Annotated in this window: 15 protein-coding genes and 1 pseudogene; 8 read left to right on the top strand and 8 right to left on the bottom strand. The window is 64.0% G+C overall.

Annotation, left to right across the window (positions count from 1 at the left end):
* The 6 genes from ACUXVA_RS20370 to ACUXVA_RS20345 form a co-directional block, all read right to left on the bottom strand.
* The gene (locus ACUXVA_RS20370; RefSeq protein ID WP_265078689.1) at positions 1 to 306 is read right to left on the bottom strand and encodes a DUF5076 domain-containing protein; all 306 of its coding nucleotides are present in this window, start codon (positions 304 to 306) and stop codon (positions 1 to 3) included.
* Between the two features lie 3 nt (positions 307 to 309).
* Complete coding sequence (locus tag ACUXVA_RS20365; RefSeq protein WP_265078690.1) at positions 310 to 1728, bottom strand: pyruvate dehydrogenase complex E1 component subunit beta; 1419 nt, start codon at positions 1726 to 1728, stop codon at positions 310 to 312.
* Positions 1729 to 1763: 35 nt separating this feature from the next.
* Positions 1764 to 2795 carry a pyruvate dehydrogenase (acetyl-transferring) E1 component subunit alpha gene (gene pdhA, locus ACUXVA_RS20360; RefSeq protein ID WP_265078691.1) on the bottom strand — a complete coding sequence of 344 codons (1032 nt, stop codon included), beginning with the start codon at positions 2793 to 2795 and terminating at the stop codon, positions 1764 to 1766.
* A gap of 245 nt (positions 2796 to 3040) precedes the next feature.
* The gene (locus ACUXVA_RS20355; protein WP_265078692.1) at positions 3041 to 3358 is read right to left on the bottom strand and encodes an FtsB family cell division protein; all 318 of its coding nucleotides are present in this window, start codon (positions 3356 to 3358) and stop codon (positions 3041 to 3043) included.
* 67 nt (positions 3359 to 3425) lie between these two features.
* The gene (locus ACUXVA_RS20350) at positions 3426 to 3983 is read right to left on the bottom strand and encodes an NADPH-dependent FMN reductase (protein ID WP_265078693.1); all 558 of its coding nucleotides are present in this window, start codon (positions 3981 to 3983) and stop codon (positions 3426 to 3428) included.
* A gap of 199 nt (positions 3984 to 4182) precedes the next feature.
* The gene (locus ACUXVA_RS20345; protein ID WP_265078694.1) at positions 4183 to 4857 is read right to left on the bottom strand and encodes an HAD family hydrolase; all 675 of its coding nucleotides are present in this window, start codon (positions 4855 to 4857) and stop codon (positions 4183 to 4185) included.
* A 121-nt stretch (positions 4858 to 4978) separates the two neighbouring features.
* On the opposite strand from ACUXVA_RS20345, the gene ACUXVA_RS20340 reads away from it, so the two are divergent.
* Positions 4979 to 5590: a LysE family translocator gene (locus tag ACUXVA_RS20340; protein ID WP_445493317.1), complete on the top strand. Its 612-nt coding sequence runs from the start codon at positions 4979 to 4981 to the stop codon at positions 5588 to 5590.
* 175 nt (positions 5591 to 5765) lie between these two features.
* Positions 5766 to 6011 (top strand): DUF6894 family protein, encoded by a 246-nt coding sequence (locus ACUXVA_RS20335; protein ID WP_445487765.1) that lies wholly within the window; start codon positions 5766 to 5768, stop codon positions 6009 to 6011.
* 65 nt (positions 6012 to 6076) lie between these two features.
* Here ACUXVA_RS20335 and pcaG read toward each other — a convergent pair whose 3' ends face one another.
* Both pcaG and pcaH read right to left on the bottom strand, forming a co-directional pair.
* Positions 6077 to 6703 carry a protocatechuate 3,4-dioxygenase subunit alpha gene (gene pcaG / locus ACUXVA_RS20330; protein WP_265078696.1) on the bottom strand — a complete coding sequence of 209 codons (627 nt, stop codon included), beginning with the start codon at positions 6701 to 6703 and terminating at the stop codon, positions 6077 to 6079.
* A 3-nt stretch (positions 6704 to 6706) separates the two neighbouring features.
* Positions 6707 to 7505 (bottom strand): annotated as a pseudogene (pcaH, locus tag ACUXVA_RS20325) (protocatechuate 3,4-dioxygenase subunit beta).
* 94 nt (positions 7506 to 7599) lie between these two features.
* Here pcaH and ACUXVA_RS20320 point away from each other — a divergent pair.
* From ACUXVA_RS20320 to ACUXVA_RS20295, 6 genes are all read left to right on the top strand, one after another.
* Positions 7600 to 8559, top strand: a complete 960-nt coding sequence (locus tag ACUXVA_RS20320) for a LysR family transcriptional regulator (protein ID WP_445487763.1) — start codon at positions 7600 to 7602, stop codon at positions 8557 to 8559.
* Between the two features lie 128 nt (positions 8560 to 8687).
* Positions 8688 to 9509 (top strand): creatininase family protein, encoded by an 822-nt coding sequence (locus ACUXVA_RS20315; protein WP_445487761.1) that lies wholly within the window; start codon positions 8688 to 8690, stop codon positions 9507 to 9509.
* A gap of 15 nt (positions 9510 to 9524) precedes the next feature.
* Positions 9525 to 9944, top strand: coding sequence for a cupin domain-containing protein (locus tag ACUXVA_RS20310; protein WP_265078700.1), 420 nt, complete (start codon positions 9525 to 9527; stop codon positions 9942 to 9944).
* Between the two features lie 28 nt (positions 9945 to 9972).
* A complete protein-coding gene (locus ACUXVA_RS20305) occupies positions 9973 to 10998 on the top strand; it encodes an aromatic ring-hydroxylating dioxygenase subunit alpha (RefSeq protein WP_265078701.1) in 1026 nt (341 codons plus the stop codon).
* A 746-nt stretch (positions 10999 to 11744) separates the two neighbouring features.
* Complete coding sequence (locus tag ACUXVA_RS20300) at positions 11745 to 13796, top strand: TonB-dependent receptor (protein ID WP_445487758.1); 2052 nt, start codon at positions 11745 to 11747, stop codon at positions 13794 to 13796.
* On the top strand, positions 13726 to 15135 hold the full coding sequence (locus tag ACUXVA_RS20295) for a PepSY-associated TM helix domain-containing protein (protein ID WP_445487756.1): 1410 nt from the start codon (positions 13726 to 13728) through the stop codon (positions 15133 to 15135). Before ACUXVA_RS20300 ends, ACUXVA_RS20295 begins: the two co-directional genes overlap by 71 nt.
* Positions 15136 to 15159 lie beyond the last annotated feature (24 nt).

The raw sequence follows: 15159 nt of genomic DNA, 5'->3' as shown, positions 1-15159 counted from the left end.
TCAGTGACCACCTTGTTGCGACTGCGACGTGGTGCCCACGTCAGTGGGCCGCGCGATTTCGGCTTCGAACATATCGACGATGCGGCTCAGCGCCTCGTCCTCGGAAAACTCGCTCTCGCGCCCGTAGGCGCGCGCGGCGTGGCGGGCGATGTCGACCAGCAACATGCCCCACATGTCGGGCTCCTCGAAGGCGCGGGTGAACGCGATCGACAGGCCGCCGTCGACCACAAACGCACGCAACACTTCGACGGCGTCATCGCGGCCCACGACGTCTGGCGGCAGCGGTTGCTCCTTAGGCCCCGCCATGCGTCACCGATAGCAAACGGCTTTGGCAGCCGCGACGACGTCGGCCACGGACGGCAGCGCCAGCTTCTCGAGATTGGCGGCATAGGGCATCGGCACATCCTTGCCCGACACCCGGCCGACCGGCGCGTCAAGATAGTCGAAGGCGTGTTCCATGATCCGGGCGGCGATTTCGGCACCGACGCCGGACTGCGCCCAGCCCTCCTCCACCGTCACCGCGCGGCCGGTCTTCTTCACGGACTCGACGATGGTGTCGGTATCCATCGGACGTAGGGTGCGCAGGTCGATGACTTCGGCGTCGATGCCTTCCTTGGCCAGTTCCTCGGCGGCCTTGAGCGCGTAGTTCATGCCGTTGGACCACGAGATCAGGGTAACGTCCTTGCCCTTGCGGGCGATCTTCGCCTTGCCGATCGGCACGATGTATTCATCGAGCTTCGGCACTTCGCCGGTGTGGCCGTACAGCATTTCGTTTTCGAGGAAGATCACCGGGTTGGGATCGCGGATCGCGGCCTTGAGCAGGCCCTTGTAGTCGGCGGCGGAATGCGGCGCGACCACCTTGAGGCCGGGGATCTGCGAGTACCAGGCCGAGTAGTCCTGGCTGTGCTGCGCGCCGACCCGGGCAGCGGCACCGTTGGGTCCGCGGAACACGAGCTGGGCGGTCATCTGGCCGCCGGACATATAGAGCGTCTTGGCAGCGGAGTTGATGATCTGGTCGATCGCCTGCATGGCGAAGTTGAAGGTCATGAACTCGACGATCGGCTTCAGGCCGGCCATCGCCGCGCCGACGCCGACGCCGGCAAAGCCGTGCTCGGTAATCGGGGTGTCGATGACGCGGCGGGCGCCGAATTCCTGCAGCAGGCCCTGGGTCACCTTGTAGGCGCCCTGATACTCCGCGACTTCCTCGCCCATGATGAAAACGTCTTCATCGCGGCGCATCTCTTCGGCCATCGCGTCGCGCAACGCTTCGCGGATGGTCATGGTGACCATCTCGGTGCCTTCCGGAATTTCCGGATCGGACTCGACCGTGGCCTTCGGCGCCACCGCGGCGGTGTCGCCCTGCGGGGCAGGCGCCGGTTTGGTGTCGGCCGCCGGCGGCGCGGACTGATCCGCCTTCATCTGCGCGGCGGGCTCGGCCGCGGCCTTGGCTTCCTTGGATGCCTCGGCAGCCGCCGAGGCATCTTCGCCGTCGGCCAGAATGGTCGCAATCGGCGTGTTCACCGCGACGTCTTGGGTGCCTTCCGCGACCAGGATCTTGCCGAGGGTGCCCTCATCGGTGGCCTCGACTTCCATGGTCGCCTTGTCGGTCTCGATCTCGGCGATGACATCGCCGGACTTGATCGCGTCGCCTTCCTTCTTCAGCCATTTGGAGAGGTTGCCCTTCTCCATGGTCGGGGACAGCGCGGGCATCAGCACTTGAATGGGCATAGGAACTCCGGATCGATCTTCAGGGCTGCGCGCGCTTAGCGGTAGATGTCAGTGTAAAGCTCGGACGCATCCGGCTCGGGATCGTGCTGGGCGAAATCCGCGGCTTCGTTGACGATGTCGCGAACCTCTGCGTCGATCGCCTTCAGGTCCTGCTCGGTCATCTTGGCGGCGAGCAGCCGGTTGCGGACCTGCTCGATGGGATCGGAATCGTGGCGAACCTTGTCCACCTCTTCACGGGTGCGGTACTTGGCCGGATCCGACATGGAATGGCCGCGGTAGCGATAGGTCTGCATCTCCAGGATGAACGGACCCTTGCCGGCGCGGCACCATGCCACGGCCTTGTCGCCGGCGGCTTTCACCGCGCGGACGTCCATGCCGTCGACCTGCTCGCCCGGAATGTTGAAGGAGATGCCGCGCTTGGAGAAGTCGGTCTGCGCGGAGGAACGGGTCACCGAGGTCCCCATGGCATAGCGGTTGTTCTCGATGATGTAGACCACCGGCAGCTTCCACAGCTCGGCCATGTTGAAGCTCTCATAGACCTGGCCCTGGTTCGACGCGCCGTCGCCGAAATAGGCCAGGCTCACGAGGTCATTGCCGCGGTAACGGTTGGCGAAGGCCAGGCCGGTGCCGAGCGACACCTGGGCGCCGACGATGCCGTGACCGCCGAAAAAGTTCTTCTCCTTGCTGAACATGTGCATGGAGCCGCCCTTGCCCTTGGAATAGCCGCCCCGGCGTCCGGTCAGCTCGGCCATGACGCCCTTGGCTTCCATGCCGCAGGCCAGCATGTGGCCGTGGTCGCGATAGCCGGTGATCACCTGATCGCCCTGCTTCAGCGCCATCTGCATGCCGACCACGATGGCTTCCTGGCCGATGTAGAGGTGGCAGAAGCCGCCGATCGCGCCCATGCCGTACAACTGGCCGGCCTTTTCCTCGAAACGCCGGATCAGCAACATGTCGCGCAGCGCGCGCAGCTCCTGCTCCCGGTTGAAGTCAGGCGGCGCAGGATGGCTTGCGCCATTGCTGGTTGCCTGTGCCGTTTGCGCGACGCTCTTTTTCGGTGCGGCCATGAGAATTCCGGATACGAGAGTGAATGGCCCTCTCTACTCCAACTACCAGCGGCATGAAAGGGACTGCCTGTCGCGGAGTATCGGCAAGTCATGTCGCACTGCAGCGAAGAGCAACATTCGCGATTGAATGAAGCGTGTTTTGTAATTTGCGGAATGGCAACCACGCACCGAGCCGAGGGCAGGTCCTGCAGACGTTGCGCGGCGAACCGGGAATGCCGCGCCGCGCTCCGACTCGAGATTGAAAATCAGTTCGGCTTGATCACTTTGACCAGGTCGCGCGGGTGAGCGTAGTCGAGTTGGTAGCGCACCCGCTCGTCGAGCATGTCGGGATCGACACCGCTGGAGCGCAGCAGCGACACCCGCTGTTCGCCCTCGGCGCGCTCCTTTTTCAGGCGCACCAGTTCCGAGGTCAGCGCCACGATTTCCTGATCGAGCTCCTGGCGGGCATTGAGGCCGTATTTGCCCGTGTAGGCGTTGACGCCGAAATAGCCGATCAGCATCGCCGCCAGCGCATAGAGCGCGAGCCCGGTGAGAAGCGATTTGAGTCGGGTATGCTTGACCATGGCGGAAACATGCGACGACCTGGTTAAGGGACTGCTAAAAACCAGGCCGTCGCCGCGAATCAGCCGCCTATTTCTTGATCTGCGCGACCCATGCCGCGAAAGCGTCGATATAGGCCTGCATGACCGGCTGCAGGCCGTCCTTGACGATCTCGCCGTTGTCGTCGAACGCGTCGCCGATGTGGTTGAGGTAGATTTCCGGCTGCTGCAGGATCGGACCGGTGATCCCGGGCAGGATCCGCTTCAAGTCCAGCGCCGCGGAGACGCCGCCCTGCGGGCTCGGCGAGTTGCCGACGATGCCGGTCGGCTTGCCGAGGAACGCGCTCTTGCCGTAAGGCCGCGAGGCAACGTCGATGGCGTTCTTCAGAACGCCGGACGTGCCGCGGTTATACTCTGGGCTCACGAACAGCACGGCGTCCGAGGCCTGGATGGTCTCGCGAAACTTGACCCAGTCGGCCGGCGGAGCCGCCTCGAGGTCCTGGTTGAAGAACGACAGCCCTTCCAGCGTCACGATGTTCAGCTTCAGCGTCGCCGGCGCCAGCCTGGCGAAAGCCTTGGCGATCTTCAACGAAAACGATTGCTTGCGAAGGCTGCCGACGATGACGGCAACGCTGTACGGAGTGCTCATGAGAAGTCCTCTAAAGTGAGATGTCGGCGAAGATTCCAACCGCCTTCACCTACCCCCCCTTCGCCGAAAGATGCAAGTGCATGCATTCAGCGCCGCGGTCGCAAAACCGTCAATCTGTGGCTGCTGCCAGACCTCTGCAAACACATCTTCGTCATCACAACGAAAAAACGGCGGCTTCGGGCCGGAGCCGCCGTTGTCGCTACCACTGCATCCGTTCTGCGAGCCAGCCGACCAGTTCCGGCGTATCGAAGGAATTGGCCGTCGTCGCGGCCCCCGCCGCGAGCAGATCGTCATGGCCGACACTGGTCCGGATGCCGACGGTGGCGATGCCGGCGGCCGAGGCCGCCTGCACGCCGGCACGGGAATCCTCGAACGCTACCGAGGCCTTCGGGTCCGCGCCGAGGGCACGGAGGCCCTCCAGGTAGGGCAACGGATGCGGCTTGCCATGCGCCAGTTCGTCGCCGATCACCAGCACCGCGAAACGGTCGGCGATGCCCAGGCCGGCCAGCATCATCTCGGCATTGAGGCGCGGCGCGTTGGTCACGGCCGCCATCGGCACGCCGGCCCGGTCGGCGACGTCGAGGAGTGCCATCAGACCGGGCAACGGCCGGATCTCCGCCGCCGCGAGGTCGCGGAACACGGCTTCCTTGCGCTCCATGACGGCGAGTTGTTGCTCCGGCGACTCGTCGGCGAGAAACCTCTGCTGGATCGATGCCGTGGAAAATCCCTGCACCTCACGACCGAACCGGGCGCGATCGAAGCTATGGCCGTAAGGCCCGAATACCTGGTTGAACGCGTCGAGATGCAGTGCATCGGTATCCGTCAGCGTGCCGTCGATATCGAACAGCAGCGCCCTGCCGGTCGGCTTTATCATGAAACGATCCTCCAAGCCCGGCATCTACGCCATTTTACCGTCAGGCGTCACCCCCGATCCTGGTTGCATGGCCCGCGGCGCCGAGCCATGCTTGCCGGACATCGCAATCCAGGGCCCGGCCATGACCATCGAATTCCTGATCACCTCGCTGATCGTGATCGCCTCACCCGGCACCGGCGCTCTGTACACCCTGGCCGCCGGCTTTTCGCGCGGCTCGCGCGCCAGCGTGGTCGCGGCGTTCGGCTGCACGCTGGGCATCGTCCCGCACATGGCAGCAGCCATTTTGGGACTGGCGGCGCTGCTGCACGCCAGTGCCCTGGCGTTTCAGGTCTTCAAGTATCTCGGCGTCGCCTACCTGCTGTACATGGCGTGGAATACGCTGCAGGAGCACGGCGCGCTGAAGGTGGACGACAAGGTCGACGCACGTTCGGCACTGCAGGTCACCGTAAACGCGATCCTGCTCAACATCCTCAATCCGAAACTGTCGATCTTCTTCCTGGCTTTCCTGCCGCAGTTCGTGCGCGCCGACGAAGCGCATCCGCTGGCGGAGATGCTGACGCTCAGCGCGGTGTTCATGCTGATGACGTTCGTCGTGTTCGCGATCTACGGCCTGTTCGCAGCCGGGATCCGCGACCATGTCATCTCGCGTCCGCGCGTGCTGACCTGGATGCGCCGCAGCTTTGCCGGCGCCTTCGCCGCGCTCGGCGCCAGGCTGGCGCTGGCGGAGCAGTGACAGAGCTGGCGCCCCGTGTCCCATCGTTTGCCCCGGTCAGAGACGGATCGGAAGACCCTGAAATTGACCTAGCACAATGCGGACCGTCCCGATTGATGAAGATCGTAGCTGGATTAGCCTCCGGTGGCGGGTGTCACCGATTCATTGACCTGACTTTTAGCAGTGGCATCATCACGTGAAACGTACCTATTTTTTCGACTTAAAGGATGGCGTCGCAGTCCGCGACAGGCTGGGACTTGAGTTCATCACCTCGGATGCCGCCATCGCGCACAGCAGGGAGATCGCCCTGAAACTGAGCGAAGCGGACCCACCGGGGGACCCGAACCTCCACGTTTCAGTCATCAATGAGGTTGGCGCTGAAATCCATCGCGAGCCGGTCTATCCGGATGTTGTCGATATAAGCGAAAGTAACAACGGCTGACATACGTCTGTCGCCGTCTGGCCGAAGCTGATCCCCGGCCAGACGGCTGTCATGAGCAAGACTCGTCAGACGTCGAAGAACACCGTCTCGTTCGGCCCCTGCAGGTGGATGTTGAAGCTGTAGACCGCCTTGCCGTCGCGCTCGCTGCGTTGCGCGATCAAGGTGGAACGCCGCACCGGCTGCTCGATCAGGTTCAGCACCGGATCGGCGGCGTTGGCCTCCTCCTCGTCGGAAAAATAGATCCTCGTATTGAGGCCGATGTTGATGCCGCGGGCGACGATCCACACGTTGATGTGCGGGGCGTCGACTTGGCCGTTGCGCTCGGTGACGGCACCGGGCTTGACGGTCTCGAAGCGGATCAGACCGGTGGAGAAGTCCGAGCCGCCACGGCCCCAGCCGCGAAACTCGGCATCCAGCGGACCCGTGCCCTGGTCGGCCGGATGGTTGTAGCGGCCGGCGGCGTTGGCCTGCCAGATTTCCAGCAGCACGTCGCGCAGCGGCGTACCGGTGCCGTCGAACACCGTCCCTTCCAGGGTGATGTGCTCGCCTGCTGTGTTCGGCCCGGCCAGCACCGCACCGAAGTTTTTCTCGAAGATCTCGAAGCCGGCCATGTCGGGGATGAGCCCGATATGCACGTAGGGCCCAGCGGTCTGCGATGCGGTTTCCTTGAGATAGGGCAATGCCTGCACCATGGCTCAGTTTCCTTCCGGGCGGTTTTCGAAGAACGTCGAGCGCTGGCCGCGCAGCACGATATCGAAGCGGTAGGCCAGCAGATCGAACGGCGCGCTGGCGTTGAGGTCGAGAGGTGCCACCAGGCGGTCGAGCGCGTCCTGGTCCGGCACCGTGGTGAGAATCGGGCAGATCTTGATCAGCGGGTCGCCCTCGAAATACATCTGGGTGATCAGGCGCTGCGCAAAGCCCGAGCCGAATACCGAGAAGTGGATATGCGCCGGGCGCCAGCTCGTTGACGTAATTGCGCCAGGGATAGGGGCCGGGCTTGATGGTGCGGAAATAATAATAGCCGCTGTCGTCAGTGAGGGCCCTGCCGCAGCCGCCGAAATTCGGATCGACCGGCGCGAGATAGGTGTCCTTTTTGTGGCGGTAACGGCCACCGGCATTGGCCTGCCAGAATTCCACCAGCGTGTTGGGCACGCCGCGTCCGTTCTCGTCGAGCACCCGGCCGTGCACCACGATGCGTTCGCCGATCGGCTCGCCTGACTTGGCATAGTTGCGGATCAGGTCGTTGTCGAGCGGGCCGAGATCGTTGTGACCGAACACCGGACCGGTGAATTCCGACAGCGACGTCTCCAGCGACAGCAGCGCATTGCGCGGCGAGCGCAGCACCGAGGACTTGTAGCCGGGCGCGTGGGCCGGCGGATGCACCGAGCGGTCGCGCGCCAGAAAACCACTGGCGCGCAGTGGCGATGCAAAGGATTCGACCCGGTTGCTGCCGGCGTCGGCGGGCGCGTCGATCCGTCCGCTATGGATGTTCATGGGTGGCCTCCCTATGGCAGCGACCGCCACGTCGGCGGCTCGCCTTTGCGCCAGCATGTTCTGCCCCATTCCCAAGATAAATAGATCGGTTATCATGTATTGCATGAGCAAGATCGATCATTTGGACATCGACGGCCACGTCCTAGCGCTGTTTCTCGCGGTGCTGGAGGAAGGCTCGGTGACATCGGCGGCGCGGCGGCTGGGCGTGACCCAGTCGGCGGTGAGCCACGGTCTGCAGAAATTGCGCCGGGTGATCCACGATCCCTTGTTCGCCAAGTCCGGCCGCGGCATCGTGGCCACCGCCCACGCCCATGCACTGGCGCCCGAGGCCCGCGCGCTGCTTGACGCCATGAAGGCGTTCGGCAGCGGCGCGTCATTCGACCCGGCCACGGCGCAGCTTTCCATCACCATCGCCGCCAACGACTTCCAGCGCGACCTGCTGCTGCCCGGCCTGGTGCGCCGGGTCACGGCGGCGGTGCAGAAATTCAGCCTGCGGGTGATCCCATCGCAATCGCCCTCCCCGGCCATGCTGCGCGACAACCGCTGCGACCTGCTGATCACCCCGGTGCCGCCCGTGGGGATCGATATCGTGCAGAAGCGCCTGCTGCAGGATCACTACGTCTGCTTCTACGATCCCGCCGTCAGGCCGCCCGCGACCCGCGCGCAATACCTCGCGGCCCGGCACGTCACCGTGGTCTACACCGACAACGAGCGGCTGGACTTCGACCGCCGGCTTGGCGCCAGCGGCATCGTTCGGGATATCGCCATCTCGGTGCCGAACTTCACGGCCGTGCCGGCCTTTTTGCGCGGTTCGGACCTGCTGGCGAGCATGCCAAGCCTGCTCGGCCAGCAATTGATGCGCGATTTTGCCAGCGTGCGGATCCCGCTGGCTGCCGGCGCCGGGGCAATGACGGCATTGCCGATGTACATGGTCTGGCACCAGCGTTTCCAGAAGGACCCGGCGCACAGCCGGCTGCGCGCCCAGCTGGAAGCCAGCGTCGCCGCCGATGTCCGCGGCAGCGTTGCAAGGCACAAAGCTGGAACCCGGTCGTGATTGCTTAAAAAGCCGACTTTGCTGCCGAAACAACGCGCTTCCTAGCGCCCCGGCCGTCGTGCTCAATCGCAGCGGCGGTCAGGCAACTGAACCGCCCCTGGACCACCCCGCGAGGCCGAGCCGCCGCCATGACGAAACTGAAATCACACTGGTGGTGGGACCTGTCGACCCGCGACTTCGCCGAACTCGACGCGGGCAGCGTGGTCGCCATCCTGCCGGTCGGCGCTGTCGAGCAGCACGGGCCGCATCTGCCGGTGCGCGTCGATGCCGCCATCAATGCCGGAATCATCGCCCGCGCCGTCGAACTGATGCCCGCCGACTGCCCGGCGCTGGTGCTGCCGGCGCTGCCGATCGGCAAGTCCGACGAGCACCTCGCCTTTCCGGGCACGCTGACGCTGTCCTACGAGACGCTGGCGCGGGTGTGGTTCCAGCTTGGCGAAAGCGTGCACCGTGCCGGCGTCCGAAAAATCCTGTTCCTCAATTCCCACGGCGGCCAGCCGCAACTGCTCGACATCGTCTGCCGCGAGCTGCGCGTGAAGCTCGGCATGTTCGCGGTGTCGGCGATGTGGTCGAGCCTGATCGACATGGACGCGCTCTACAGCGCCGACGAGAACCGCCACGGCATTCACGGCGGCCAGAGCGAGACCAGCGTGATGCTGCATCTGCATCCCGATCTGGTCGAGATGGATCGCGCGGAGAATTTTGTGCCGCTGTCGGTACAGATCGCTGATGAGTCCGAGCTGCTCAGCCCGGAAGGTGCGGTGGGGTTCGGCTGGCAGGCGCAGGACCTGCATCCGAAGGGCGCCTGCGGCGACGCCACGCAAGCCACGGCCGAACTCGGAAAGGAGACCGTGGAGCGCGCGGCGCGGCGCCTGCTGGTCTTGATCGACGAGATCAGCCGCTATCCGCTGTCACGCATTGCGACAGCGACCGCTTTCGACAAGACGTAATCCAGAGGATTTTTCATGGCTTTCAGCGTCGCCGATATTTCAAAGGTCCAGGCGTTCCGCATTTCGCCTGGCGACACCAACTATTTCGCCATGCTGTTCGATCGCGACACCGACAAGATCGACAACATCTTCGTCATCGAGATCTTCCAGCCCGGCGGCGCGACGCCACCCAACGAACACGCCGCGGCCCATGAGTTCTTTCATGTGCTGCACGGCGAAGGCATCGCCCGCTGCGACGGCAAGACGCTGCCGATCAAGAAGGGCGACTCGCTGCTGCTGCATCCCGGCTCCGAACACGTCATCGAGAACACCGGCACCGACAAGCTCTACACGCTGACGGTGATGACCCCGAACGAGGGCTTTGCCGAGCTGATCCGCGGCGGCGAGCGCGTCGAACTCGACGCCGACGACATCCGCATCCTGCAAGGCCTGTAACGCACCACCGCCGTTTTCGGAGATTGCCATGCTGAACACCAAGCAACCCGTCCTGCGCAAATTCTGGTACGCGACCGTGCCGCTGGCCGATCTCGCAGATGGCCCGAAACCCTTCACCCTGCTCGGCGAGCCGATCGTGCTGTTCCTCGACGGCAATGGCGAACCCGCCGCGCTGGAAGACCGCTGCTGCCACCGGACGGCAAAACTCTCGAAAGGCTGGTGCCGCGACGGCAATATCGTCTGCGGCTATCACGGTTGGGAATACGATCGCGACGGCAAGCTGGTGATGATCCCACAATTCCCGTTCGAGCAGCCGATCCCTGAGGCCAAGGCGCGCGCGTTCCGCAGCACCACGCGCTACGGCTATGTCTGGGTGGCGCTGGACGAGCCGCTCGGCGACATCCCTGACATTCCCGAGGATCGCGATGCCGGCTATCGCCGCATCCCGCAGTTCTACAGCAAATGGAAAACCTCGGCGCTGCGGCTGATGGAGAACTCGTTCGACAACGCGCATTTCGCCTTCGTGCACAAGAACACCTTCGGCGATATCGACCAGCCGCGCCCCGAAAAGTACGAGATCGTCGAGACCGATTACGGCTTCGAGGCCGAGACCATCGTCACCGTGCGCAACCCGCCCAACGCCGCGCGCATCACCGGCTCGACCGAGCCGACGACCAAGCGTCACATGCGCAACAAATGGTTCATGCCGTTCTGCCGCCGCCTCGACATGGAATATCCCTCCGGCGTGCGCCATCTGATCTTCAACTGCGCCACGCCGATTTCCGACGGCGAGATCCAGGTGGTGCAGATCCTGTTCCGCAACGACACCGAAGCAGACTGTCCGGCGCAGGAGCTGATCGACTGGGACGCCGCGATCATCGCCGAAGATCAGGACATCCTGGAGTCCACCGACCCCGACGCCATTGTCGACATGGGCCGCAAGATCGAGAAGCACATGCCGTCGGACCGCCCGGGCATGATCATGCGCAAGCGGCTGCTGGAATTGTTGAAGGCCCACGGCGAGGTGGAGCGGCCGAAGTTCGAGAATGCGTAAGGCAAAGCGCGTGAGTTACGTGTCCCGGACGCGCTGAGATGCGCCTCCGCAGGAGGCGTAGTGCACTGCAGATCCGGGACCATCACGAACGCCTGCGCGGAATACGGTCCCGTATCTGCGGAGCGGCATGTCGGCGATGCAAGAGCATCGCCTTGGAATGCCGCACCGCGTCCGGGACACGTGCCTTACTCCAGCCGATCGCCATCGCGGAGCGTTGGAAACAGTTTTATCCACAGCAACGCCACGGCGACGGCGCTTGAACGGCTGTGATCGTCTCGGGCCGTGTTGAAACGCGGCAACGGGCCCGCATCGAGATCGCATCGTCAGGGCGATTTACGCGAGCGCCCGACAAACGATGCGCGAAGCCAAAGCGCCAGGACGCACTGCCATGCGACAAACTGCAGCAACCCGGATCTCACGTGAGACGGAAAGACTGGAGGTATTCTAGGAGCGCTTTTCGAGCCCCTCGGTTAGAGGACCGCTGCGGCGGATTCTCTGCCCGTGAATATGCGAGGGGCTGGATGACGTTGAATCTGATGCGGGCAACATGCCTGGGAGCTGCAAGCTGTCTTGCACTGTCCGTTGATCTGGCGAGTCCGGTGCGCGCCCAATCTGTCCTCCCGGCGGTGACTGTTGATTCTCCCACGCGCCCAAGCGCACGTCGTATCGCCCCGCCGGCACGGCGCACAGCGGCCGTTCGCGCCGCCGCACGCCGTGCACCTTCGCCCCTGCGCCAGGTCGCGCCTGTGCCTTACGTCATACCGGCAACGGGCAACCTCGGCGCCATCCCGCCATCCTACGCCGGCGGTCAGGTGGCGACCGGCGGCCAGGTGGGCCTGCTCGGCAATCGCGGCGTCATGAATACGCCCTTCAACCTCACCAGCTATACCCGCGAGCTGGTCGAGAACAATCAAGCACGTACGCTTCCGGACGTACTGGTCAGCGATCCATCGGTCGGCTCTGCGCTACCGCGCAACATCGGCCGCGAACAGCCGATGATCCGCGGCTTCCTGCTCGGCAATACCAGCGTCGGCTTCAACGGCTATTTCGGCCTGATCGGCAATCATAACTTCAACGTGCTTGATGCCGTCGAGCGGGTCGAAGTGATCAAGGGGCTCAACGGCCTGCTCAACGGCCAGTCGCCGGACGATTCCATAGGCGGCGCGATCAATCTGATCCTGAAGCGGGCCCGCAACGAGCCGACCGCCGAGTTGACCACGTCGTTCGCCTCGCGCGGTCAGGGCGGCGCCCACCTCGATGTCGGCCAGCGCTATGGCGAGCACAAGGAATTCGGCATCCGTTACAACGGCACCTATCGCGACGGTGCCACCGAGGTCGACAATCAAAGCCTGCAACTGAATTCGCATGCTCTCGCCCTCGACTATCGCGGCGAGCGCGTACGCGTCTCGGCAGATATACTCTACGATGATTCACGCGCCGACGGACTGAGTGCGCGCAATACGCTCAACAACTCGCTCATGCGCGTGCCCGGTGCCCCGAATGGCACCAATTTCTGGAATCCAATCTGGACCGGCATCTCGGGCTGGAATGGCACGGCCCTGTTGCAGGCCGAGGTGGACGTCACCGACTGGCTCACCGTCTATGGCGGTGGCGGATATTTCGAGAACTCGATCACCAGCCGCATCTCCAATCCGACCATCGCCAATGCGTTCGGCGATACCACGGCAACGCCGTTCTCCAGCCTGCAGGAGCGGAAAAACCACACCGAACAGGCAGGCTTCCGCATCGCGGTCGATACAGGACCAATTCATCACGACATCAACTTCAACACTTCGCTGTGGACCGGCGAGATCGCCAACTCGCGCACGACCGGTACGCCGGTCACGTCAAACATCTACACTCCACGCCCCGCCACCTACCAGGCGCAGTCGCTGCCGGCCGCGACCAAGTCCAATCTCAACTCGCTCAACAGTTACGGCGTCGCCGACACCATCTCGGTGTGGAACAATCGCGTTCAGTTCACGGTCGGCGTGCGCCGACAGGAAGTCGAGGCCGCGACCTTCGACCAGGTGACGGGCGCCTCGACCGGCAGCTACGCGGCGGGCACCTGGAGTCCGGCCTACGCGCTGGTCGTCAAGCCGCTGGAAAACGTATCCGTCTACGCCAATCAGATCGAAGGCCTCCAACAGGGCACCATCGTCGACAACACGTTCCAGAACCAAGGCCAGATCTTCCCCTCCTACAAGTCGCTGCAGCGCGAGGTGGGCGTCAAGGTGGATTGGGGCCGCTTCACCACCACACTCGCAGCCTATGATATCGCCCAACCGGCGCAGATCTCGCTGCCGGGGACGCCGCTGCCGACTTTCTCGATCGACGGCGAGAACCGCAACCGCGGCGTCGAGATCAACACGTTCGGCGAACTCACGGCGGGCTGGCGCCTGCTGGGCGGCGCCTCGTTCATGGATGCGCGCCAGAGCAAGACGCAGAACGGCATCAACGACGGCAAACGCTCGATCGGCATTCCCGACGTGCAGGTCAGCCTCGGCACCGAATGGGATACACCCTTCGTGACCGGCCTGACCTTGACCGGCCGCGCCATCCATTTTGGCGATGCGTATCCGGACGCTGCGAACAAGTTCGTCATTCCGGCGTGGACGCGCTTTGACCTTGGCGCACGCTACAGTTTCGCCTCGCCGTGGAATGGCAAGCCGATCACGATCCGCTTCGCCGTCGAGAATGTCGCCGATAACAACTATTGGATGACCAGTGGGGCCGAAAGGCAGATCTATCTCGGCGCGCCGCGCACCTATCTCGCCTCCACGACATTCCGCTTCTGACCCGAAATGTCTTGACGGTGAACATGATGACGCACGCCGACGGGACCGGGACTGGAATGGGGCTCGTCCCGCCGGAGCATCGCCGCACGTGATCCGGTTTTCGACGTTCATCCATAAATGGACGGGCCTGCTCTCGGCCATCTTCCTGATCGTCGCGGGCATCACCGGCAGCCTGCTCGCCTTCGAGGACGAGCTCGAGGCTCTGGTCGATCCCGCGCAATACGTCGTCCGCGCGCCCCTCGACGAACGTGGCCGGCCTGCCGCGATGCTGGATCCGTTCGAACTGGTTGCGCGGGCAGAACGGGCACTACCCGGCTATCGGCTCATTGGCTTGCCGCTGCTGCGGCAGCCGGATCGCTCCGTGAAAGTCAATCTGGATCGACGCGACCCCGCTTTGACCGAGGCCGATCAGGCGTTCTTCGATCCCTATGACGGCCGCCTGCTGGGCATCCGAAAATGGGGCGCGAGCCCATTCGACAGCACCACCGTCATCGGCTTTGTCTATCGCCTGCATTACGCGCTGGCGCTGCCGGAGCCGTGGGGCAAGACCTTCTTCGGCGTCGTCGCGCTGCTCTGGACCTTGAACTGCATGGTCGGCATCGTCGCCACGTGTCCGCGCACCGCGCCGTTCCTGCGGCGCTGGCTGCCGGCCTGGATGATCAAGCGCAACGCCAGCACCTATCGCCTGCACTTCAACATTCATCGCGCGACGGGCCTGTGGCTGTGGGGGGTGATGTTCCTGTTCGCCTGGTCGAGCGTGATGCTCAACCTGCGCTCTGAAGTCTACACGCCCGTGATGTCCAGCTTTCTCGACTTCAAGAAGCAGCCGCAACGTCCGCCGAAAACGCCCGACAGACCGATACTCGCCTGGCGCGATGCTTATGGCATCGCGGTCGCGACAATGGACGAGGTGGCCCGCACACAGGGCTTCACCGTCAACTTTCCGAGCCACCTGTTTTATAATCGTCAGTTCGACGCGTTCATCTATTACGCCAACACATCGCGCGACGTGACGCGGGAACGCGGGCAGACCGGCGTGTTCATCGACGCACGCAGCGGCGCCTTGCTGGCGACGCGCATTCCGACAGGCGAGTATTCCGGCGACACGGTCAGCCGCTGGCTGCAATCGCTGCACATGGCAAAGGTGTGGGGCCTGCCCTACCGGATCTTCGTCGCGGTCATCGGCCTCGCGCTGGCGATCAGTGCCTATACCGGGCTCTATATTTGGTGGAAGAAACGCTGCATCCGACGAGCAAGGGAAGCGAAGAGGTCGTCGCCGGGTGCAGGCGCCAAGATGTCGGGCGAAGGGGAAAACGCAGCCGCACAACGCAGCGCATGAACTGGTCCCGATGATGGGAGCTGC

The organism is Rhodopseudomonas sp. RCAM05734, assembly GCF_052658035.1.
Note: the sequence above shows the minus strand (reverse complement) of the source record. Positions and strands in the feature narration are given on the sequence as shown.

Excerpts from the sequence above, each read along its gene's own strand:
- ACUXVA_RS20370 (WP_265078689.1), bottom strand. The coding sequence starts at position 306 with ATGGCGGGGCCTAAGGAGCAACCGCTGCCGCCAGACGTCGTGGGCCGC.
- ACUXVA_RS20365 (WP_265078690.1), bottom strand. The coding sequence starts at position 1,728 with ATGCCCATTCAAGTGCTGATGCCCGCGCTGTCCCCGACCATGGAGAAG.
- pdhA (WP_265078691.1), bottom strand. The coding sequence starts at position 2,795 with ATGGCCGCACCGAAAAAGAGCGTCGCGCAAACGGCACAGGCAACCAGC.
- ACUXVA_RS20355 (WP_265078692.1), bottom strand. The coding sequence starts at position 3,358 with ATGGTCAAGCATACCCGACTCAAATCGCTTCTCACCGGGCTCGCGCTC.
- ACUXVA_RS20350 (WP_265078693.1), bottom strand. The coding sequence starts at position 3,983 with ATGAGCACTCCGTACAGCGTTGCCGTCATCGTCGGCAGCCTTCGCAAG.
- ACUXVA_RS20345 (WP_265078694.1), bottom strand. The coding sequence starts at position 4,857 with ATGATAAAGCCGACCGGCAGGGCGCTGCTGTTCGATATCGACGGCACG.
- ACUXVA_RS20340 (WP_445493317.1), top strand. The coding sequence starts at position 4,979 with ATGACCATCGAATTCCTGATCACCTCGCTGATCGTGATCGCCTCACCC.
- pcaG (WP_265078696.1), bottom strand. The coding sequence starts at position 6,703 with ATGGTGCAGGCATTGCCCTATCTCAAGGAAACCGCATCGCAGACCGCT.
- ACUXVA_RS20320 (WP_445487763.1), top strand. The coding sequence starts at position 7,600 with ATGTATTGCATGAGCAAGATCGATCATTTGGACATCGACGGCCACGTC.
- ACUXVA_RS20315 (WP_445487761.1), top strand. The coding sequence starts at position 8,688 with ATGACGAAACTGAAATCACACTGGTGGTGGGACCTGTCGACCCGCGAC.
- ACUXVA_RS20310 (WP_265078700.1), top strand. The coding sequence starts at position 9,525 with ATGGCTTTCAGCGTCGCCGATATTTCAAAGGTCCAGGCGTTCCGCATT.
- ACUXVA_RS20305 (WP_265078701.1), top strand. The coding sequence starts at position 9,973 with ATGCTGAACACCAAGCAACCCGTCCTGCGCAAATTCTGGTACGCGACC.